Raw genomic sequence first — 18,013 nt, forward strand, 5'->3', positions numbered from 1 at the left:
TTTTTTTGTTCGCCCCAGCCTCAGGTCGGCAACACTCCCCGAGCCCGTGACAGGGTCAGCGCCAGGTCTTCGATCATGTCTTCCTGGCCGCCCACCGTGCCACGTCGGCCCAGCTCCACCAGCAGCTCACGGGCGGCAATGCCGTATTTTTGCTCGGCACGCTTGGCGAACAGCAGGAACGAGCTGTAGACCCCGGCATAGCCCAGGGTCAGCGCATCGCGGTCGAGGCGGATCGGCTGGTCCATCATCGGTACCACCAGGTCTTCGGCCACGTCCATGATCCGGTAGAGATCGACGCCACTGTTCACGCCCATCCGCTCCAGCACCGCCACGAACACTTCCAGCGGCGTGTTGCCCGCCCCCGCCCCCAGGCCTGCCACCGAGCCGTCGATCCGCGCGGCACCGGCCTCGATAGCGGCCAGGGAGTTGGCGATGGCCATGCCCATGTTGTGGTGACCGTGGAAACCCACCTCGGTCCCGGCATTCAGTCCAGCACGCAAGGCGCCGATTTTATTCGTCACTTCATCGGGCAGCATGTAGCCCGCCGAGTCCGTGCAATAAATGCAGTTGGCGCCATAGCTTTCCATCAGCCGCGCCTGCGCCAGCAGTGTTTCCGCGCTGACCATGTGCGCCATCATCAGGAAGCCGACGGTATCCAGGCCCATCTTCGCCGACATGCCGATGTGCTGGCCGGATACGTCGGCCTCGGTGCAGTGGGTGGCCACGCGAATGGTCGAGACCCCGTGTTCATGCGCCATTTTCAGATGATCGAGGGTGCCGATCCCCGGCAGCAACAGCGCCGAAACCTTGGCTTGCTTCATCTTCGGGATCACCGCTGCGAAGTATTCCTCGTCGCTGTGGGCCGGGAAACCGTAGTTCAGCGATGCACCGCCCAGGCCATCACCGTGGGTGATTTCGATGAGAGGAACCCCGGCTGCATCGAGGCCGGAGGCCACCGAAACCATCTGCTCGAGGCTGATCTGGTGCTGTTTTGCGTGCATGCCGTCGCGCAGGCTCATGTCATGCAGACGGACGCTCTTGCCTTGTAAATTCATCGGGATTCTCCACTCAACGGACCGGCAGTTGCAGGGTGCCCTTGTGGGCTTCTTCGGCGAACATCTCGGCTGTGCGCAAACCGGCGGCGGTCATGATGTCGAGGTTGCCGGCGGACTTGGGCAGGAAATCGCCAAGGCCTTCGACCTCGATGAAAATCGACACCTTGCGTCCGTCGAACACCGGCCCGTTGATCAGCTTGTAGCCCGGCACATAACGCTGCACTTCGCGAACCATCTCCAGCACCGACGTGCGGATCGCATCCTGGTTCGGCTCGTCATCGGTCAGGCAATGGATGGTGTCGCGCATCATCAGCGGCGGCTCGGCCGGGTTGATCACGATGATCGCCTTGCCGCGTCGCGCGCCGCCGATTTGCTCCACCGCGCCGGCCGTGGTGCGGGTGAATTCGTCGATGTTCTGCCGGGTGCCCGGCCCTACCGAACCGGAGGACACGGTGGCGACAATTTCGCCGTAGCTCACCGACTGCACCCGTGACACGGCCGCCACCATCGGAATGGTCGCCTGACCGCCGCAGGTGACCATATTGACGTTCATCGCCAGGCTCGACGCATGTTCCTTGAGGTTGACCGGCGGCACGCAGAACGGGCCGATGGCCGCCGGCGTAAGGTCGATCATGATCACCCCCAGTTCGTTGAGCTTGCGGCTGTTTTGCGCATGCACATAAGCCGAGGTGGCATCGAAGGCGATGCGAATATCGTCATCGAGGACGTGAGGCAGCAACCCGTCGACGCCCTCCGCGGTGGTTTTCACGCCCATCTCGCGGGCGCGCTTGAGGCCTTCCGATTGCGGGTCGACGCCGACCATCCATACCGGCTCGATCCATTCCGATCGGCACATCTTCATCAGCAGATCAGTGCCGATATTGCCCGGGCCGATAATGGCCGCTCTGAGTTTCTTGCTCATCCGGTTAAAACCCCACAAGTCAGGCGCAGAAAGACACCCGGGCACTGCCCAGGCCATCGATGGTCAATTCGAAACGGTCGCCGGCGCGGGCCGGTTCCAGTGGTACCAGCGAGCCGGAAAGGATGATTTCCCCGGCCTTGAACGGAATACCGAAGGCGCCCAGGGTGTTGGCCAGCCAGGCCACCGCCGTCAGCGGATTGCCCTGCACCGCCGAACCCAGGCCTTCGCTGAGGGGCTCACCGTTCTTGAACACACGCATGCGCAGGTTGGGCAGATCCAGGCCACGGGGATCGACCTGGCTGTCGCCCAGCACAAATACGCCACAAGAGGCGTTGTCGGCGACGGTGTCCTGAATGCGGATGCGCCAGTCGTGAATCCGCGAATCGACAATTTCGAAGCACGGCATCACGTACTCGGTGGCGTCCAGTACGTCGGCTTCGGTGATGCCGGGGCCGACCAGGTCGTACTTGAGCTTGAAGGCAATCTCGCCCTCGGCACGGGGCTGGATCAGCTTGTTGGCCGACAGGGAAATCTGCGCGTCGTCGGCGAACGACATCTGTCGGGTGATGAACCCGAAATCCGGCTGATGCACGTTGAGCATCTGCTGCACCGCCGCCGAGGTCACGCCGATTTTCTTGCCGACGATCCGGTCCCCGGCCGCGACGCGGCGTTCGATGGCGTACAGGGAAATATGGTAGGCGTCCTCGATGCTGATCGCCGGCCAGCGCTCGGTCAGCGGTGCCAGGGTCGAGCCGCTGAGCAGCGCCTGGTAAAGTTCTTCGCCGAATTCACGGCGCAATTGCACGCTCATCCGCGGGCCTCCTGAAGAAATGCCAGGCACTCGCGGTTGAACAACTCGCGGTACTCGACCTGAACCCAATGTCCGCATTCGCTGAGCATCACAAAACGGATGCCGGAACAATGCTCGAGCATGGTCAGGGCCCCGGAGGACGGGCAGAACTTGTCGTTCATGCCCCAGAAGCCAAGGATTGGGCACTGCAATTGACCCAGGCGCGCGGTCATGTTCGGCACCTGCATGGTCGACAGCACGCAGACGGGCTGCTGCTGCACCACCGCCACCCGCTCGTTGACCGTCTCGTCGCTGATCAGGCTTTCGTCGAACAGCTGCAGCGCCAGCAAACGGCGCATGCCCGCCGCGTCATTCAGTTCACCCTTGGCAAAGGCTGCGCCCATTTTCTGGATGCCTTCCATCTGCAGGTAATACTGTTCTTTTTCCATCAGGCCACCGGGTGCCATCAGCACCAGTCGACTGACCCGTTGCGGCTGGTCCAGGGCCAGTTTGATGGCGATGGCACCGCCCAGGGAGTTGCCGACCAGCACGCAACGCGGGATGTCGAGGGCGTCGAGCAGACCGCTCAGTGCGCCGACAAAGAAGTCCAGGGTGTAGAGGGTCTCGGGCTTGTCCGAGGCGCCATAGCCTGGCAGGTCCGGGACGATGACGCGGTAGCCGGCTTCGGCAAACACCGGGTAGTTCTGCTTGAAGTTGCTGTGACCGCTGGCGCCCGGCCCGCTGCCATGAATGAAAATCACCGGTTCGCCGCTGCCGGCGTCCTGCCCGCCGATATCCAAGTAGTGCAGCTGCAAACCTTCCGGCAGCGTAACGAAGTGCCCTTGCGCTGAAGCGCCCATAAGGTGTCCTCCCGGCCTGTTGTTGTCGCCGGATTATTCCTGCGGGCCGGCCCATCAACATCGTCCGACAGGACTACGCGCCGTAGGAGCGAGCCTGCTCGCCCCTGCACAGTCTCTAGTCTCATCGGACGTTGGATTGCACGGTCGGCAGACCTAGCATCGGCGGTATTCCCGAGCGACAAAAAGAGAACTCCCATGCTTGATCCGATGGACTTTCGCGGCAAAGTGGTACTGGTCACCGGCGGTGGCAAAGGGGTCGGACGCGGCATCAGCCAGCGCTTTCTGGACTATGGCGCCGACGTGGTGATCTGCGGCCGCGAAGCTCCGACGACCTTGCCTGCCAGCGCCGGGCGCGAGGCCTGGTTCGTACCTTGCGACCTGCGCGACGTCGAGCAGTCGGGGCGCTTGGTCGAGCAGATCGTCGAGCGCTTCGGGCGCCTCGACGTGCTGGTCAACAATGCCGGTGGCTCGCCAAATACTGACGCCGCCACGGCATCACCCCGGTTCAGCGAGGCGATCATCCGCCTGAACCTGTTGGCGCCATTGAACCTCTGTCAGCAAGCCAACCAGGTGATGCAGGCCCAGGTCGATGGCGGTGCAATCATCAACATATGCAGCGTCAGCGCGACCCGCCCTTCCCCCGGCACCGCCGCTTACGGCGCAGCCAAGGCCGGCTTGCTGAACCTGACCACCTCGCTGGCGGTGGAGTGGGCGCCCAAGGTGCGGGTCAATGCGGTGACCGCCGGGTTGATTCTCACCGAGCAGGCCGCCATGCACTATGGTGACGACGCCGGCCTTGCGCGGGTGGCCGCGACCATCCCCTTGCAACGCCTGGCAAGTCCCGAAGACATCGGTGATACCTGCCTGTACCTGGCCTCGACGCTGGCTCGTTATGTCAGCGGCGCGGACATCGCGGTGCATGGCGCGGGCGAACGTCCGGCCTTTCTCGATGCCGCCCGATCCCACTGACAAGAGGAGCCCCGACATGTCCGCGATTGCCAGCCACAGCGTTGTGCTCGATCTCCCGCCACAGGCCGCGTGGGCCAAGCTGCGTGACTTGAGTCTTGCCCCGCACTACGTGCCGGGACTCACCGGTTGCCGGTTTCATCCCGGCCCACAGGAAGGCATCGGCGCCAGTCGCCGGGTGCTGCGCAAGGGTGGCCAGTACCTGGATGAAAGCGTGGTGAAATGGCAGGAAGGCATCGGTTTCGTGTTGCTGTTGCACAAAGGCAGCAACGGCTCGCCCTTCCCGTTTCGCGAGGCCAGTTTCAGCTACTCCCTGCAAAACGAAGACGACGTGACCCGCATCACCTTGCAGATGAGCTACAGCCTGCGCGGTGGCAGGCTGGCGGAATGGCTTCTGGCCAAGGCCTTCAACAAGGTTGTGTTGCAGATTGCCGAGAACCTCAAGGCTTACTACGAAACCAATCGGACACAGAATCCCGACTTGCCGTAGGAGCGAGCCTGCTCGCGATGGTCGTGAACGATAACGCGGCGAACCTGATGCCCCGCGGCGGTCTCCAGTTCATCGTCGGAACGCCGCCCGGAGCAAGCTCGCTCCTACAGTGGATTGGCGTCGCATGCAGGTGCTTCAGGGGCGTGCCACTTCCGAATGAGCGGTAAAATGGGTGGCGACGATCTTCCATTGACCGGCGATACGCTGATAACGGTCCTGATAAAAACCGCCCAACTGCCGTGTCGCCCCGCTCTGGCCATCCAGGTTGAAATACCACAGGGCCCAGCGACCCAGGGCTTGATCCTCGTTTAGCCACTCGATTTCAGGGTTGGCGCCATGGTGCAGATCGATCACCCGCTCATGACAGGCCAGTTCGCGGTACAGCGCGACAAAGCTGTCGCGCTCGCGGAAGATTCCCAGCGGACCGTAGTCGATCAGCACCTCCCCCTCGGCGAAACAGTCGGCAATGACCTCGACTTGCTTGAGATCGCAGGCATTGAGATAGCGATGCTTGAGCTGACGAATGTCCTCCAGTGCTTCCAGGCGCGCAACCCTCTGCTCCAGGGTCATACCGCACCTCGCGCGGTCACGTTGACCTCACTCCAGAACGCTTTCATCGAACGAATCTTGCCGTCGGCACCGAATTCCATCACGTCGATCACATGCAGCGAGCACGGCTGTCCGCCCCACTCCATGTCGACCCGAAACGGCATGGCCCCGCAACCGTTGAGCGTCGCCCGCACCGGGCCGGTCAGCGTGGCCGAGACTTTCATCGTCCCCAAGCCATCACGGTAGAAGCGTTCGATGGCATCCAGGCCAGCCAGCGGCACCTGACCGACCGGGTCTTCAACCACCGCATCAGAGGCATACAGCGCGAGAATACCGTCGATGTCGCCGGCATCCACCAATTCCACATAGCGCGCCATGGTCGCTTGAATCTGCTGAGCGTCGATCATTCAGAGCACCTCGAACAATGCAGCGGCACCCATGCCTCCACCGATACACATGCTCACCACCACGTAGCGCAAACCGCGTCGCTGCCCTTCGACCAACGCATGACCGACCATGCGCGCACCGGACATGCCGAACGGATGGCCGATGGCAATCGCCCCGCCGTTGACGTTCAGGCGCTCGGCAGGAATGCCCAGGGTGTCGCGGCAGTACAGGACCTGACAGGCGAACGCCTCGTTCAGCTCCCACAGGCCGATGTGATCCATGGTCAGGCCATGGCGCTTGAGCAGTTTGGGAATGGCGTAGACCGGGCCGATGCCCATCTCGTCGGAGTTGCAGCCAGCGACCGCCATGCCGCGATAAATGCCCAGGGGTTCCAGTCCACGTTTCTCGGCCAGTCTGGCGCTCATCAACACCGAGGCCGAAGCACCGTCGGACAACTGCGAGGCGTTGCCGGCGGTGATGAAGCGGCCCTTGTCACTCCACTGGCCGCCCGGCCACACCGGCTCCAGCCCGGCGAGACTGTCGCGGGTGGTGTCGACGCGGTTGCACTCGTCACGCCGCAAAGTCACGGTTTCATAGCGGGTTTCGCCCGTGGCCTTGTCGAAAATCGCCTTGCGGCTGCTCAGCGGCGCCAGTTCACGGTCGAACAAACCGGCGCTTTGAGCCAGGGCGGTGCGTACCTGGCTCTGGTAGCTGTACTCGTCCTGCTCTTCGCGGGAGATACCGTAGCGGGCAGCGACGATCTCGGCGGTTTCGATCATCGGGATGTAGGCGTGAGGATCAAGCTCGATCACCGCATTCGATTGATTGCGATAGAGGTTCTTGTGCTTGTTCTGCACCAGGGAAATCGACTCCAGGCCACCGGCTACGGCGATATCGATTTCATCGCACATGATGCCCTTGGCGGCCATGGCGATACTCATCAGGCCCGATGAACACTGGCGCTCGACGGCCATCCCGGCAACGGAAGCCGGCAAGCCGCCGACAATCGCGCACAGGCGCCCCAGGTTGTAGGACTGGGTGCCCTGCTGCGCGGCGGCACCGATGATCACATCGTCCACCTCGCCCGGTTCGATCCCGGCACGGCGCACGGCTTCGCGCACGACATGGCCACCCAGTTGCGGCGCCTCGGTGTCGTTGAAGGCACCGCGAAAGGCCTTGCCGATCGGGGTACGGGCGGTCGAAACGATGACGGCTTCTTTCATGTTCAATTCCTCGAAATCCTGCTGCCTGGATCAGGCGGGGTAATAGCGGCTGATGGTGTCGACCACGCAGCCGGGGCGATCCTCGCCGTCGATGTCGACGCTGACGCGGATGGTCGCCTGAACGCCGCCCTTGACCTCCTCGACGGCGATCAATTGCGCGCTGCCACGCACCCGCGAACCGACGCGCACCACGGCGGGAAAGCGCACCCGCTCGCAGCCGTAGTTGACGCCCATGGCGATGCCGCGCACTTCGACGATCTGCGGCAAAAACAGATTGACCAGCCCCAGGCTCAGGTAGCCATGGGCGATGCAGGCGCCAAACGGGCCGCTGGCGGCCCTGACCGGATCGACGTGAATCCATTGGTGATCACCGGTGGCCTCGGCGAACCGGTCGATGCGTGCCTGCTCCAGCAGCAGCCAGTCGCTGACGCCCAGGGACTGGCCCACGGCGTCGAACAGGGCCATCGGCGTGGCGAAAATCCGTGGCATGTTCAAGCCCTCTGACTGGACACCGACAACACTTCGCCGGTCATGTAGGAGCTGTAGTCGCTGGCCAGGAACATCATCACGTTGGCCACTTCCCAGACCTCGGCGGCGCGTCCGAACGCTTCGTTGGCGGCGAGTTGGTCGAGCACCGCCTGGGGTGCGGATTTACGCAGGAAATCATGCAAGGCAATGCTCGGGCTCACCGCGTTGATGCGGATGCCGTAGTCGGCGGCCTCGACCGCTGCGCAACGGGTCAGGGCCATCACCCCGGCCTTGGCGGCGGCATAGTGCGACTGCTCCTTCTGCGCGCGCCAGCCCAGCACCGAGGCGTTGTTGACGATCACGCCGGCGCGGCGCTCCATCATCTTCGGCAGCATCGCGCGGGTCATGCGCATGGTGCCGGTGAGGGTCACATCGAGCACCCGGTTCCACTCTTCGTCGCCCATGTCCACCAACAACCGCGAACCGCCGAGCCCGGCGTTGTTGATCAGCACATCGACGCCTTGCAAGTCACGCTCGGCGCTGGCGATCAACTGTTGCACCTGGGCCTCGTCGGCGACGTTGCAGACCTGGCCGAAGACCTGTTGCAGCCCGGTGGTCTCGCGGATTTTCAACACCGCCTCGGCCAGGCGGCCTTCATGGATATCGCTGATCATCAGCGCGCGACAACCTTCCTCGGCGGCGCGCACGGCGGCGGAAAAACCGATCCCGGCGCCTGCCGCCGCAGTGATCAGGACCGACTTGTCACGCAGCAGGCCGCGACCTGCAACATACTGAGGTACAGACATGGATTCTCTCCTTTCAGGCGCGCGGACGCGGTTCTTTGGGCATTCCCAAAGCGCGCTCGGCGATGATGTTGCGCTGGATTTCGTTGCTGCCGCCGTAGAGGGTGTCGGCGCGGCTGAACAGGTACAGCGACTGCAAACGGCTCAGTTGATAAGGCGCGGCTTCGAGCAGTTCCGCTTCGGCGCCGAGGACGTCCATCGCCAACTTGCCGAGGCTGGCGTGCCAGGTGGACCAGAACAGCTTGTAGATGGTCGCCTCTTTGCGCAGCGAACCGTCCTGGCTACCGGAGAGCATGCGCAGCGAGTTGTAGCGCATGATCCGCAACCCGCTCCAGGCTTCGGCCAGGCGCTGGCGCAGGATCGGGTCGCGCGCGGCGCCATTGGACTTGGCGATGGCGATAATCTCGTTGAGTTCGTTCTGAAACTGCATCTGCTGGCCGAGGGTCGAGACGCCGCGCTCGAAGCCCAGCAGCGCCATGGCGATCTTCCAGCCCTCGCCCGGCGCGCCGATGATATGGCTGGCGTCGGTGCGGGCATCGTCGAAGAACACCTCGTTGAACTCCGAGGTGCCGGTCAGTTGCTCGATGGGCCGCACGGTAACTCCCGCCTGGGCCATCGGCACCAGCAGGAACGACAAACCGCGATGGCCGACACTGCCCGGCTCGGTGCGGGCAATCACGAAGCACCAGTCCGACTCGTGGGCCAGGGAGGTCCAGACTTTTTGTCCGTTGATCCGCCAGGTGCCGCTGGCTTCATCCAGCACTGCACGGGTCTTGACGTTGGCCAGGTCGGACCCGGCGCCAGGCTCGGAATAGCCCTGGCACCAGAACTCGCGGCCGCTGACGATACCTGGCAGAAAACGCCGCTGCTGCTCGACCGTGCCGAACGCGGCGATGGTCGGACCAGCCAGGCCCTCGCCGATATGGCCCATGCGTCCGGGGCCGCCGGCGCGGGCATATTCTTCATGGAAGATCACTTGTTGGGTGATCGACAGGCCACGCCCGCCATGCTCCGGCGCCCAACCGACACAGGTCCAGCCCCCCTCGGCAAGCTTGCGTTCCCAGGCTTTGCGCTCTTCGGGAAACATGTGCTCGTCGCCGGGGCCGCCACGAAAACGCAGGGCTTCGAATTCACCACAGAGGTTGGCGCTCAACCAGTCGGATACTGCCTGGCGGAAGCGTTCGTCCTGCTCGCTGAAACTGATTTTCATGGCTGCTCTCCAAGAATCGCGACGGCGATCCGCTCGCGATGCCAGGCCGGTAACCCGAGAAAGCTTTCGCTGGCACGGGCGCGCTTGAAGTAGAGGTGCGGGTCGTATTCCCAGGTGAAACCGACACCGCCATGCAACTGGATCGATTCGGATGCACAGTGGAAATAGGTTTCGGAGCACTGCGCCTTGGCCAGCGCGGCGGCCAGCGGCAGTTCGGCGGCGACCTGCGGATCACCCTGCGGGTCGAGGACTTCCTGGGCCACGCACGCGGCGTAGTAGCTGGCCGAACGCGCGCACTCGAGTTGCAGCATCATGTCGGCGGCGCGGTGTTTGAGGGCCTGGAAACTGGCAAGGGGGCGCCCGAACTGCTGGCGTTCCTGCATGTAGGCAACGCTGAGGTCGAGTACCTGTTGTGCGCCACCGGTCTGCTCGGCGGCCAGGCCGATGCAGGCCAATTGCAGGGCTCGCTCCAGGTGCGGCCAACCCGCGCCGAACTCACCGAGCAGGCAGTCGGCTTCGAGGTACAGGCCGTCCAGTTGAATACGCGCCTGACGCCGGGTCTGGTCCATGGTCGGGAGCATCTGCCGCTCGATCCCCGCGCGCCCGGCTTCCACCGCAAACAGGCTGATACCCGTCTCGCCGGTAGAACCGGGAAGCCGTGCGGCGATGATCAGCAGGTCTGCACCGTGGCCGTCGAGCACATGCTTGAGGGTACCGTCGAGCACAAAACCCTCACCCTCGGGCACAACGGTTGCCTGCACATCGTCGGCCGCCCAGCCATTGGCGCTGCTGAAGGCCAGGGTCGCGGTCAGGCTGCCGTCGGCGATCGACGGGAGCCAGCGCTGTTTCTGCTCATCATTGGCCGCCAGCAACAGCGCCGGCATGGCCATGCAGGCGGTGGCGAAAAACGGCGAGCAGAGCAAACGGCGACCCATTTGCTCCAGCAGTATCGCCAGTTCGACAAACCCCAGACCCAATCCGCCATAGGCTTCGGGAATGTGAATCGCCGGCCAGTACATTTCCTGGCAAACCCGCTGCCAGAGCACCTCGTCAAAACCCCGTTCACTGACCATCGCCGCCCGTACGGCGGCAGAATCCGAGACATCGGCGAGGAAGCCCTCGGCCGATGCGCGGATCATTTCCTGTTCGTCGCTGAATGCAAACTCCATCGCGGCGCCTTCTGCTCGTTTGGCGGGGCGCGCGTGGCGCAACACCCCTTTGAGCATGAAGTTTGGCGCCGCCCGGACGCGGCAGAATCGTTAGCCTTGCCTAGTCCGAACGGGTGATGCGGGGGGCTGTCCTGTTGCGGGCACCGACCAAAAGCAGGGCGAGCAGCATCAAGCCCAGGCATTCGACCCTGGGCGACAACGATCTGCGCCTGACTTACTCCTTGAGGTTTTTGCTTTTTGCAATCAATTGCAGGTTACGCAGATACACAATAAAGCCAAAAGCCTGACCGGCGATGAACACCGGGTCTTGACGGTAAATGGCATACATCAGCAGCAGGGCGCTGCCGACGATGCTCAGGTACCAGAAACTGGTCGGGATCACGCTGCGTTTTTTGTATTCGCTGTACAGCCACTGCAGAACGAAACGACCGGTAAACGCGAGCTGGCCGGCAAAGCCGATCACCAACCACAGGGATTCGCGGGAAAGGTTCATTCCTGAACCTCCCGGGCCTGAGTATTCAGACGGGTACGCTTGATCAGCCACCACACGCCGAAGAGGTCGAGGATGCCGACCAGGGCGCGGTCGATATTGCCGTACTTGGACACGCCTGCAGTGCGGTGCCGGTGGTTGACCGGATGGACGACCATCTTGCCATTGTGACGCTGGATCAACGCAGGAATGTAGCGATGCATATGATCGAAGTACGGCAGGCGCAAAAACGCCGCGCGTTGAATCAGTTTCAAGCCACAGCCAGTGTCTGGCGTGGCGTCCTTGAGCAGACGGCTGCGCAGGCCATTGGCAAAACGCGAAGCCCAGCGCTTGCTCGCGGTGTCGCGGCGGTTGACCCGGTGGCCCGCCACCAGTTGCAAATCACCATTGGCTGGCTGGTGACGCACCAGCGCCAACATGCCCGGGATGTCCGCCGGGTCGTTCTGCCCATCGCCATCGAGCGTGGCCAGCCACTGCCCGCGAGCAGCCTGCGCCGCGTGGTACAGCGAGGTGCTTTGCCCCAGGGAGCGATCATGATGCAGCATGCGTAACTGGCTCAGGCCATTGTTTTTGGCCTGCTGCAGTTCGTGCAGGGTGGCATCGGTACTGCCATCGTCGACGACGATGATTTCAAAAGACTCATCCGCCAGCGCCACGCGGATTTCCTCAAGCAAGGGCTTGAGGTTGTTCGCTTCGTTCTTCGCGGGGATCAGTACCGATACAAAAATGTCATTGCTCATAGAGGCGCTCTTTTGCCTTGCTCTTTTGTTTTCAAGGGAGAATGGTTCATAACTGATAAAACTGGCGATACCACTTCACAAACTCCCCGACGCCGGTGCCAACCGGCACCTGCGGACTGAAATCGACCCATTCTTCCAGTGCCGACACATCGGCCCAGGTCTTGACTACATCGCCGTCCTGCAACGGTAGATAGTTGCGTTGGGCTTGCATGCCCAGTGCCGCTTCCAGACAGTCGACGAATTCCAGCAGTGCCACTGGCTTGCCGCGACCGATATTGAACAACCGGTTGACACCTTCGCGCTCCCCGGTCGATTCCGGTGGTCGTGTACGCAGCCGGGCGATGCTTTCGACGATATCGTCGACGTACGTGAAGTCCCGCGCCATCTGGCCCTGATTATAGATATCGATCGGCAGGCCTTTGAGCATCGCCTCGGTAAACTTGAACAGCGCCATGTCAGGCCGCCCCCACGGTCCGTAAACCGTAAAGAAGCGCAGCCCGCTGGCTTTCATGCCGTACAGGTGGCAATAACTCTCGGCCAGCAGTTCATTGGCCCGCTTGGTCGCGGCATACAATGAAATGGGATGATCGACCGCGTCCTCGATGCTGAACGGCATTTTACTGTTGCTGCCGTACACCGAACTGCTGGAAGCGTAGATCAAATGCGCAGGGCGATGGTGCCGGCAGGCTTCCAGCACATTGAGGAAGCCGACAAGGTTCGATTGCCCGTAGATGTCAGGATTGTCCAGCGAATAGCGCACGCCTGCCTGAGCGGCCAGATGCACCACTTCGGTAAAGGGGTTATCGCGAAACAACGCCATCAGGGCCGGTTTATCGACAATGTCCAGTCTCTCGAAACGAAAGCCCGGCAAGGACTGCAGTTCTTTGAGTCGAGCACGCTTGAGCGTGACGTCGTAATAGTCATTGAGGTTGTCGATGCCAACCACTTCATGGCCGTCCAGGCATAGACGCCGAGCGGTGTGAAACCCAATGAATCCGGCAGCGCCGGTTATCAGAATAGTCATATGATCTGTGCACTATCGAGCACATTTTGTTTGGCTGATACCAACATCAACTTCATGCCTTGCTCCATCTTCCATTACTTGAGGCCGGTGACGTTGTCGATGCAAGCAACGCGCAAATTCCCCCGTTTAAGGGGCATGCGGTCCGTGGCCCCGCACAGGGTGACTGCCGTTTTGTAAAAATTTCGTTAAAAATTCGTTAAACCCGCAATAACACCCCTCAGATGATGCACGAATTCTGTTGCCATTGCCGCATACCAATTTAAAGTGCATCCACTCAAGTGAAAACCTGAACCGGGTAAGGGAGGACGCAAACCATGATCACCGAGCAAGAGACGACCTTTGAAGAGCCGCGACTCAACAGCACGGAAATCCGCATTCTGGGCTCTTTGATCGAAAAACAGGCCACCAGCCCGGAAACCTACCCGCTGACCCTTAATGCCTTGGTAATCGCCTGCAACCAGAAAACCAGCCGTGAACCGGTGATGAACCTGACCCAGGGTCAGGTGGGCCAGAGCTTGCGTGCCCTTGAGGGACGCGGCTTCGCCAAATTGGTGATGGGCAGTCGCGCGGATCGCTGGGAGCACAAGGTCGACAAGGCGCTGGAACTGGTGCCAGCGCAGGTCATTCTGGCCGGATTATTGTTCCTGCGTGGCCCACAAACCATCAATGAACTGCTGACCCGCAGCGGCCGCATGCATGATTTCGAAGACGCCGAGCAAGTGGTGCATCAACTGGAGCGCTTGATTGCCCGAGGGCTGGCGCTGCTGATTCCGCGCCAGGCCGGCCAGCGAGAAGACCGCTACATGCATGCCCTGGGTGATCCGGCGGATATCGACGCGATCCTTGCGGCGCGGCAGAATCCGGTCGAACGTGGCGGCGGTAGCGGTGTTTCGGTCGAGCGGATCGAAGAGCTGGAGGCTCGGATTGCGGCACTGGAAGAGCGTTTGGCGCGCCTTGAGTAAAACCCGTCACCCGCTTGAATGACGTCCCTGTGGCGAGGGAGCTTGCGCCTTCGCCACACATACACCTTCGCCGACTCGATCCGGGAATCGTTCACTCCCCGTCCCAGTAATCCACCCCGTCCGCCTGTCGGGCAACGGCCACAAAACCCGAGACATTACCCCGGGCATCGACCTTGAAGTCATCCATCACCGCATATTTGCCGGAATCGGGGTATTCGCAGATTTCCGGCGACTGCTGGGTACTGACCGCCAGGTAGCGCAACTCGGCGTTGCTGGTGTTGATGATTTGGTGCGCCGCCTCGGGACCGCCCGGCGGACAGGCGATCACGTCGCCCGCACGGATGGGAAAGCGTTCGGCACCCAGGCGAACCTGCCCTTCCCCGGCCACGACGTAAAACATCTCCTCGTTGACCCGATGGCTGTGAAACGGGCTGCCACGCATCCCCGGTTCCAGCACGTACAAGCGATAACCGAGTTTTTGCGCGCCCAGTTGCTGGCCGACCCGAGCCAGACGCTGCTGATAGCGGCTGGCCGTCTCACCGCCAGGCGCCAGGTTTTCCGGCAGCGGTTCGAGTTCGACCTGATTCAGATTGAGAATGCGCGGATGCATGCAAACCTCCTTCTAGCTACGGGCAAAGGCCACCGCTTTCTGGAACTGCTCGGCGGTCGGCCGCACACCGGTATACAGCACGAACTGCTCCAGCGCCTGGATCGCGATCACTTCGAGCCCGGTAATGACGTGCTTGCCTTCGGCTCGAGCACGCACGATCAGCGGTGTTTCCGAGGGAATCGCCACCACATCGAAGAGGATATCCGCAGAGGAAATCGCGTCGACCTCGAACGCCAGTTGGTCGGCCTCCGGCCCGCCGCTCATGCCGATCGGGGTGACGTTGATCAGCATTTGCGGGCGTCGGGCACCCAGCTCCGCTTGCCATGGATAGTCCAGGGATTCGGCAAGGGCACGACCGGCACGTTCGTTGCGCGCCAGGATCAGGCCATTTTTGTAACCGCCATCGCGAAAGGCACTGGCCACGGCCTTGGCCATCCCGCCGCTGCCGCGCAGGGCAAATGTGGTGTCCTTGGGCACTGCGTGGGTTTCCAGCAGTTGGGCGATGGCAATGTAGTCGGTGTTATACGCCTTGAGATGACCATCCGTGTTGACGATGGTGTTGATCGATTGAATGGCGGCGGCAGACGCATCCAGCTCATCGACCAGGGCAATGCAGGCTTCCTTGAACGGCATCGACACGCCGCACCCCCGAATCCCCAGGGCGCGAATGCCGCCAACGGCACCCGGCAGGTCCTGGCTGCTGAACGCCTTGTAGTAGAAATTCAGCCCCAGTTGTTCATAGAGATGGTTATGAAATCGCAGGCCGAAGTTGCCGGGGCGTCCGGAGAGGGACATGCACAGCTGGGTGTTTCTGTCCGGATTCATCTGCATGTGTTGCTCCTTCCCTTTGCACTTTCGGATGGACGGGATTAGCCAGTCCACACCGTTCTGATCGATCATATTCTCAAGCCTGCACGCTCCCACAGGCGACCGTAAGCAAGCCGGTACAGACCTTACACAAAATTTACCTAGCGGCTGTGCTGATTTTCAAAAAAACGCTGTCTTAGATGTATCCCCGCGACAATCCTTGGGTCTATTGCAGACACAAGCGCCGGGTCGAAGAACCGAGGAATTATCATGATCCGTAAAATCCCCACAGTAGCCTTGCTGATCGGCGCCCTCGCTGTCGCAGGACAGGCGCAAGCCCATGGTGGTGGTAATGACGCGGCGGTATTTGGAGCGATCGTCGGTACGGCCATCGTCGGCTCGGCCCTGATCAACGCCAACCGGCCGGTGTATGTCGCACCGCAACCTGTCTACGCCCAACCGGTATATGCCCAACCGGTATATGCCCAGCCCGCACCGGTTTATGCACCACCGCCTCCGATCTACTACCAACCGGCGCCGGTGTACGTACAACAGCCGATCTACTACGGCCCTAGACCGGTCTACTACGGACCCCACGGCTATTATGGCCATCCTCACGGTTATGGACGCTGGTAACAGCCTCAACAAGCCCCGCCTGATCCGCGGGGCTTTTTCATGGCCGTCTGTCGGCGCAAGTCTGGATAAATCTCGCCGGTGTCGCTATCGGGACAGTCTCGGCTGCTCAAGTTGGCAAGATTGACTCGTCGGTCCCTTTGCGGACAACCGTCATATTTATGTCATGTCAGGCCCGCAAGCTTGGGCCTGTCCGCCAACAACAGGTTGATAACAACAAGGACGAATCCATGCCCACACAAAATCCGCACCGCATTGTCGGCCTGTGCACTTCCAGCAAGGTGTACAACGCCCTGACCGAACTCAAGCACCTGGAAGGCCATCGCAGCGCCAAGTTCCTTTCGCTGCTGACGCAAAACCTGGTGCGCAAGGGCCTGCTCAACGAGCAGGAGGTGGTGCACATGCTCGATCAGGTGGTCGACTGAGCGGCAAACGGTCCACTGGACTCAATGCCGTCAATGACCACTATCGAAAACGGTGATTGTCCGTAAAAGCGCGCGCCCCGTAAGGTATCTCCATAGATTGATGGAGGTACTTATGATGTCTCAGGTTCAGATCATGTCCGTTATCGGCAGCGCCGTTCCCGCCCCCCTCAGAGAGCTGGGACTGCTCGCCTGCTGGTATCTGGTCCAGGACGGCGAACAGATCAGCGGCCCGCTGACATCGCTGCCGGCCGCCCAGGCGCTGTCGCAACGTATCGGCACTGGCCAGACAGGCAAACTCAGTGCTTAAGGCAGCTGAATCCTTGGTTTGGTTTCGATGAAGATCGCCCAGCTCGACATGAACAATGCGGCAATCAAGGGGCCGATCACGAAGCCGTTGAGCCCGAAGATCGCCAGGCCGCCCAGGGTCGAGATCAGGATCAGATAGTCCGGCATCTTCGTATCCTTGCCCACGAGGATCGGTCGCAGCACGTTGTCTACCAGGCCGATCACAAAAACCCCGAACAACCCCAGTACCACGCCCTGCCAGATCGCCCCGGTGAACAGGAAAAACACCGCCACCGGTGCCCAGACAATGCCCGCCCCCACCGCTGGCAACAGGGACAGAAACGCCATCAATACGGCCCAGAGCAACGCGCTCGGGATGTCCAGAAACCAGAAAATCAAACCACCCAGCGCGCCTTGTGTGATCGCCACCAACAGATTGCCCTTCACGGTGGCTCGCACCACGCGATTGAATTTGAGTTGCAACCGACGTTTCTGGTGTTCCTGCAGCGGCACGGCGGAGCGAACCTTGCGCGCCAGCTCGGCGCCATCGCGCAGAAAAAAGAACAGCAGATAGAGCATGATGAAAAAACTCACCAAAAAATCGAACGTGCCCTGACCGACACTGAAGACCTGGGTGGCGACAAATTCATTGCCTGTCACCGCGCTCTTGATGATTTTCTCCCGCAGACCGTTCAGCTCGCCGACCCCGAACCGATCGAGCAAGTGCTGAAAGTACGGCGGCAAGCTGTGCTTGAAGTGCGCCACATAGCCTGCGATGTCCAGGTCGCCGCTTTCAATACTCTTGTAGAGCGCCGTGCCCTCTTGAACCAGCAAGACACTCAGGATGATCACCGGCAGGATCGCGATCACCAGGCAGATGCCAAGGGTCAGCAGGGACGTGATGTTGCGCTGCCAGCCGAACTTCAATTGCAGCCGACGCTGCAGCGGCGCAAACAGGATGCCGAGGATCACCGCCCAGAACACCGCGCCATAGAACGGCAACAGAATCCAGATGAAGGCGATGCTCACCAGCCCCAGTAAAACCGTCAGTGACTTGTCTTGTAAGGTCTCTTTGTTCATGTCCGATCCATGTCAGTCCGCCGGAACGCAATGTTGCGCCCTGATGCTTAGGCCGCCATGGCTCG

Annotated in this window: 23 protein-coding genes; 6 read left to right on the forward strand and 17 right to left on the reverse strand. The window is 61.5% G+C overall.

What is annotated here, in order from left to right; translation table 11 throughout:
- Window positions 1-20: 20 nt before the first annotated feature.
- From dmpG to ACVWYU_RS28335, 4 genes are read right to left on the reverse strand one after another with little or no spacing between them, the layout of a single operon-like run.
- Entirely contained in the window at window positions 21-1,055 is a 1,035-nt protein-coding gene (gene dmpG, locus ACVWYU_RS28320) for a 4-hydroxy-2-oxovalerate aldolase (protein WP_457374252.1), read from the reverse strand.
- A 13-nt stretch (window positions 1,056-1,068) separates the two neighbouring features.
- Window positions 1,069-1,977, reverse strand: coding sequence for an acetaldehyde dehydrogenase (acetylating) (locus ACVWYU_RS28325; RefSeq protein ID WP_247256271.1), 909 nt, complete (start codon window positions 1,975-1,977; stop codon window positions 1,069-1,071).
- A 19-nt stretch (window positions 1,978-1,996) separates the two neighbouring features.
- A complete protein-coding gene (locus ACVWYU_RS28330; protein WP_457374253.1) occupies window positions 1,997-2,788 on the reverse strand; it encodes a fumarylacetoacetate hydrolase family protein in 792 nt (263 codons plus the stop codon).
- Window positions 2,785-3,627 (reverse strand): alpha/beta fold hydrolase, encoded by an 843-nt coding sequence (locus ACVWYU_RS28335; protein WP_457374254.1) that lies wholly within the window; start codon window positions 3,625-3,627, stop codon window positions 2,785-2,787. Before ACVWYU_RS28335 ends, ACVWYU_RS28330 begins: the two co-directional genes overlap by 4 nt.
- Window positions 3,628-3,822: 195 nt before the next feature.
- Between ACVWYU_RS28335 and ACVWYU_RS28340 the strand changes: the two genes are divergently transcribed.
- Window positions 3,823-4,596, forward strand: a complete 774-nt coding sequence (locus tag ACVWYU_RS28340; RefSeq protein ID WP_457374255.1) for an SDR family oxidoreductase — start codon at window positions 3,823-3,825, stop codon at window positions 4,594-4,596.
- A 16-nt stretch (window positions 4,597-4,612) separates the two neighbouring features.
- Window positions 4,613-5,083 (forward strand): SRPBCC family protein, encoded by a 471-nt coding sequence (locus tag ACVWYU_RS28345; RefSeq protein WP_457374256.1) that lies wholly within the window; start codon window positions 4,613-4,615, stop codon window positions 5,081-5,083.
- Between the two features lie 135 nt (window positions 5,084-5,218).
- Here ACVWYU_RS28345 and ACVWYU_RS28350 read toward each other — a convergent pair whose 3' ends face one another.
- From ACVWYU_RS28350 to ACVWYU_RS28395, 10 genes are all read right to left on the reverse strand, one after another.
- On the reverse strand, window positions 5,219-5,653 hold the full coding sequence (locus tag ACVWYU_RS28350) for a nuclear transport factor 2 family protein (RefSeq protein WP_457374257.1): 435 nt from the start codon (window positions 5,651-5,653) through the stop codon (window positions 5,219-5,221).
- A complete protein-coding gene (locus ACVWYU_RS28355) occupies window positions 5,650-6,039 on the reverse strand; it encodes a steroid Delta-isomerase (protein ID WP_390956764.1) in 390 nt (129 codons plus the stop codon). Before ACVWYU_RS28355 ends, ACVWYU_RS28350 begins: the two co-directional genes overlap by 4 nt.
- Complete coding sequence (locus ACVWYU_RS28360; RefSeq protein ID WP_457374258.1) at window positions 6,040-7,242, reverse strand: acetyl-CoA C-acyltransferase; 1,203 nt, start codon at window positions 7,240-7,242, stop codon at window positions 6,040-6,042.
- Window positions 7,243-7,272: 30 nt separating this feature from the next.
- On the reverse strand, window positions 7,273-7,731 hold the full coding sequence (locus tag ACVWYU_RS28365) for a MaoC family dehydratase (RefSeq protein ID WP_247256279.1): 459 nt from the start codon (window positions 7,729-7,731) through the stop codon (window positions 7,273-7,275).
- Between the two features lie 2 nt (window positions 7,732-7,733).
- Entirely contained in the window at window positions 7,734-8,516 is a 783-nt protein-coding gene (locus ACVWYU_RS28370; protein WP_457374259.1) for an SDR family oxidoreductase, read from the reverse strand.
- Window positions 8,517-8,529: 13 nt separating this feature from the next.
- Window positions 8,530-9,723 (reverse strand): acyl-CoA dehydrogenase family protein, encoded by a 1,194-nt coding sequence (locus ACVWYU_RS28375; RefSeq protein WP_457374260.1) that lies wholly within the window; start codon window positions 9,721-9,723, stop codon window positions 8,530-8,532.
- Complete coding sequence (locus tag ACVWYU_RS28380; RefSeq protein WP_457374261.1) at window positions 9,720-10,892, reverse strand: acyl-CoA dehydrogenase family protein; 1,173 nt, start codon at window positions 10,890-10,892, stop codon at window positions 9,720-9,722. The genes ACVWYU_RS28375 and ACVWYU_RS28380 overlap by 4 nt, the downstream gene beginning before the upstream one ends.
- Window positions 10,893-11,106: 214 nt before the next feature.
- Window positions 11,107-11,385, reverse strand: coding sequence for a lipid-A-disaccharide synthase N-terminal domain-containing protein (locus ACVWYU_RS28385; RefSeq protein ID WP_090323764.1), 279 nt, complete (start codon window positions 11,383-11,385; stop codon window positions 11,107-11,109).
- Window positions 11,382-12,122 carry a glycosyltransferase family 2 protein gene (locus ACVWYU_RS28390; protein WP_457374262.1) on the reverse strand — a complete coding sequence of 247 codons (741 nt, stop codon included), beginning with the start codon at window positions 12,120-12,122 and terminating at the stop codon, window positions 11,382-11,384. Before ACVWYU_RS28390 ends, ACVWYU_RS28385 begins: the two co-directional genes overlap by 4 nt.
- A gap of 46 nt (window positions 12,123-12,168) precedes the next feature.
- Window positions 12,169-13,146, reverse strand: a complete 978-nt coding sequence (locus ACVWYU_RS28395; protein ID WP_457374263.1) for an NAD-dependent epimerase/dehydratase family protein — start codon at window positions 13,144-13,146, stop codon at window positions 12,169-12,171.
- A gap of 314 nt (window positions 13,147-13,460) precedes the next feature.
- Here ACVWYU_RS28395 and ACVWYU_RS28400 point away from each other — a divergent pair, with 314 nt between their 5' ends.
- Window positions 13,461-14,108, forward strand: a complete 648-nt coding sequence (locus ACVWYU_RS28400; protein WP_248915494.1) for a YceH family protein — start codon at window positions 13,461-13,463, stop codon at window positions 14,106-14,108.
- A gap of 91 nt (window positions 14,109-14,199) precedes the next feature.
- On the opposite strand, the gene ACVWYU_RS28405 is transcribed toward ACVWYU_RS28400, so the two are convergent.
- Complete coding sequence (locus tag ACVWYU_RS28405) at window positions 14,200-14,718, reverse strand: cupin domain-containing protein (protein ID WP_247256286.1); 519 nt, start codon at window positions 14,716-14,718, stop codon at window positions 14,200-14,202.
- 12 nt (window positions 14,719-14,730) lie between these two features.
- On the reverse strand, window positions 14,731-15,549 hold the full coding sequence (locus tag ACVWYU_RS28410) for a shikimate 5-dehydrogenase (protein WP_457374264.1): 819 nt from the start codon (window positions 15,547-15,549) through the stop codon (window positions 14,731-14,733).
- Window positions 15,550-15,795: 246 nt separating this feature from the next.
- On the opposite strand from ACVWYU_RS28410, the gene ACVWYU_RS28415 reads away from it, so the two are divergent.
- The 3 genes from ACVWYU_RS28415 (at window position 15,796) to ACVWYU_RS28425 (ending at window position 16,890) form a co-directional block, all read left to right on the forward strand.
- Window positions 15,796-16,161, forward strand: a complete 366-nt coding sequence (locus ACVWYU_RS28415) for a hypothetical protein (RefSeq protein WP_457374265.1) — start codon at window positions 15,796-15,798, stop codon at window positions 16,159-16,161.
- Window positions 16,162-16,388: 227 nt separating this feature from the next.
- Window positions 16,389-16,583 carry a hypothetical protein gene (locus tag ACVWYU_RS28420; protein ID WP_034149937.1) on the forward strand — a complete coding sequence of 65 codons (195 nt, stop codon included), beginning with the start codon at window positions 16,389-16,391 and terminating at the stop codon, window positions 16,581-16,583.
- A gap of 115 nt (window positions 16,584-16,698) precedes the next feature.
- The gene (locus ACVWYU_RS28425; RefSeq protein WP_247256301.1) at window positions 16,699-16,890 is read left to right on the forward strand and encodes a hypothetical protein; all 192 of its coding nucleotides are present in this window, start codon (window positions 16,699-16,701) and stop codon (window positions 16,888-16,890) included.
- On the opposite strand, the gene ACVWYU_RS28430 is transcribed toward ACVWYU_RS28425, so the two are convergent.
- Entirely contained in the window at window positions 16,887-17,948 is a 1,062-nt protein-coding gene (locus ACVWYU_RS28430; protein WP_457374266.1) for an AI-2E family transporter, read from the reverse strand. The genes ACVWYU_RS28425 and ACVWYU_RS28430 overlap by 4 nt on opposite strands.
- Window positions 17,949-18,013: the final 65 nt, after the last annotated feature.

Source organism: Pseudomonas sp. TE12234 (assembly GCF_054061835.1).

Excerpts from the sequence above, each read along its gene's own strand:
- ACVWYU_RS28420 (WP_034149937.1), top strand. The coding sequence starts at position 16,389 with ATGCCCACACAAAATCCGCACCGCATTGTCGGCCTGTGCACTTCCAGC.
- ACVWYU_RS28390 (WP_457374262.1), bottom strand. The coding sequence starts at position 12,122 with ATGAGCAATGACATTTTTGTATCGGTACTGATCCCCGCGAAGAACGAA.
- ACVWYU_RS28375 (WP_457374260.1), bottom strand. The coding sequence starts at position 9,723 with ATGAAAATCAGTTTCAGCGAGCAGGACGAACGCTTCCGCCAGGCAGTA.
- ACVWYU_RS28395 (WP_457374263.1), bottom strand. The coding sequence starts at position 13,146 with ATGACTATTCTGATAACCGGCGCTGCCGGATTCATTGGGTTTCACACC.
- ACVWYU_RS28405 (WP_247256286.1), bottom strand. The coding sequence starts at position 14,718 with ATGCATCCGCGCATTCTCAATCTGAATCAGGTCGAACTCGAACCGCTG.
- ACVWYU_RS28385 (WP_090323764.1), bottom strand. The coding sequence starts at position 11,385 with ATGAACCTTTCCCGCGAATCCCTGTGGTTGGTGATCGGCTTTGCCGGC.
- ACVWYU_RS28335 (WP_457374254.1), bottom strand. The coding sequence starts at position 3,627 with ATGGGCGCTTCAGCGCAAGGGCACTTCGTTACGCTGCCGGAAGGTTTG.
- ACVWYU_RS28355 (WP_390956764.1), bottom strand. The coding sequence starts at position 6,039 with ATGATCGACGCTCAGCAGATTCAAGCGACCATGGCGCGCTATGTGGAA.
- ACVWYU_RS28370 (WP_457374259.1), bottom strand. The coding sequence starts at position 8,516 with ATGTCTGTACCTCAGTATGTTGCAGGTCGCGGCCTGCTGCGTGACAAG.
- ACVWYU_RS28340 (WP_457374255.1), top strand. The coding sequence starts at position 3,823 with ATGCTTGATCCGATGGACTTTCGCGGCAAAGTGGTACTGGTCACCGGC.
- ACVWYU_RS28400 (WP_248915494.1), top strand. The coding sequence starts at position 13,461 with ATGATCACCGAGCAAGAGACGACCTTTGAAGAGCCGCGACTCAACAGC.
- ACVWYU_RS28425 (WP_247256301.1), top strand. The coding sequence starts at position 16,699 with ATGTCTCAGGTTCAGATCATGTCCGTTATCGGCAGCGCCGTTCCCGCC.
- ACVWYU_RS28415 (WP_457374265.1), top strand. The coding sequence starts at position 15,796 with ATGATCCGTAAAATCCCCACAGTAGCCTTGCTGATCGGCGCCCTCGCT.
- ACVWYU_RS28365 (WP_247256279.1), bottom strand. The coding sequence starts at position 7,731 with ATGCCACGGATTTTCGCCACGCCGATGGCCCTGTTCGACGCCGTGGGC.
- ACVWYU_RS28350 (WP_457374257.1), bottom strand. The coding sequence starts at position 5,653 with ATGACCCTGGAGCAGAGGGTTGCGCGCCTGGAAGCACTGGAGGACATT.
- ACVWYU_RS28345 (WP_457374256.1), top strand. The coding sequence starts at position 4,613 with ATGTCCGCGATTGCCAGCCACAGCGTTGTGCTCGATCTCCCGCCACAG.
- ACVWYU_RS28330 (WP_457374253.1), bottom strand. The coding sequence starts at position 2,788 with ATGAGCGTGCAATTGCGCCGTGAATTCGGCGAAGAACTTTACCAGGCG.
- ACVWYU_RS28410 (WP_457374264.1), bottom strand. The coding sequence starts at position 15,549 with ATGCAGATGAATCCGGACAGAAACACCCAGCTGTGCATGTCCCTCTCC.
- dmpG (WP_457374252.1), bottom strand. The coding sequence starts at position 1,055 with ATGAATTTACAAGGCAAGAGCGTCCGTCTGCATGACATGAGCCTGCGC.
- ACVWYU_RS28360 (WP_457374258.1), bottom strand. The coding sequence starts at position 7,242 with ATGAAAGAAGCCGTCATCGTTTCGACCGCCCGTACCCCGATCGGCAAG.
- ACVWYU_RS28430 (WP_457374266.1), bottom strand. The coding sequence starts at position 17,948 with ATGAACAAAGAGACCTTACAAGACAAGTCACTGACGGTTTTACTGGGG.
- ACVWYU_RS28325 (WP_247256271.1), bottom strand. The coding sequence starts at position 1,977 with ATGAGCAAGAAACTCAGAGCGGCCATTATCGGCCCGGGCAATATCGGC.
- ACVWYU_RS28380 (WP_457374261.1), bottom strand. The coding sequence starts at position 10,892 with ATGGAGTTTGCATTCAGCGACGAACAGGAAATGATCCGCGCATCGGCC.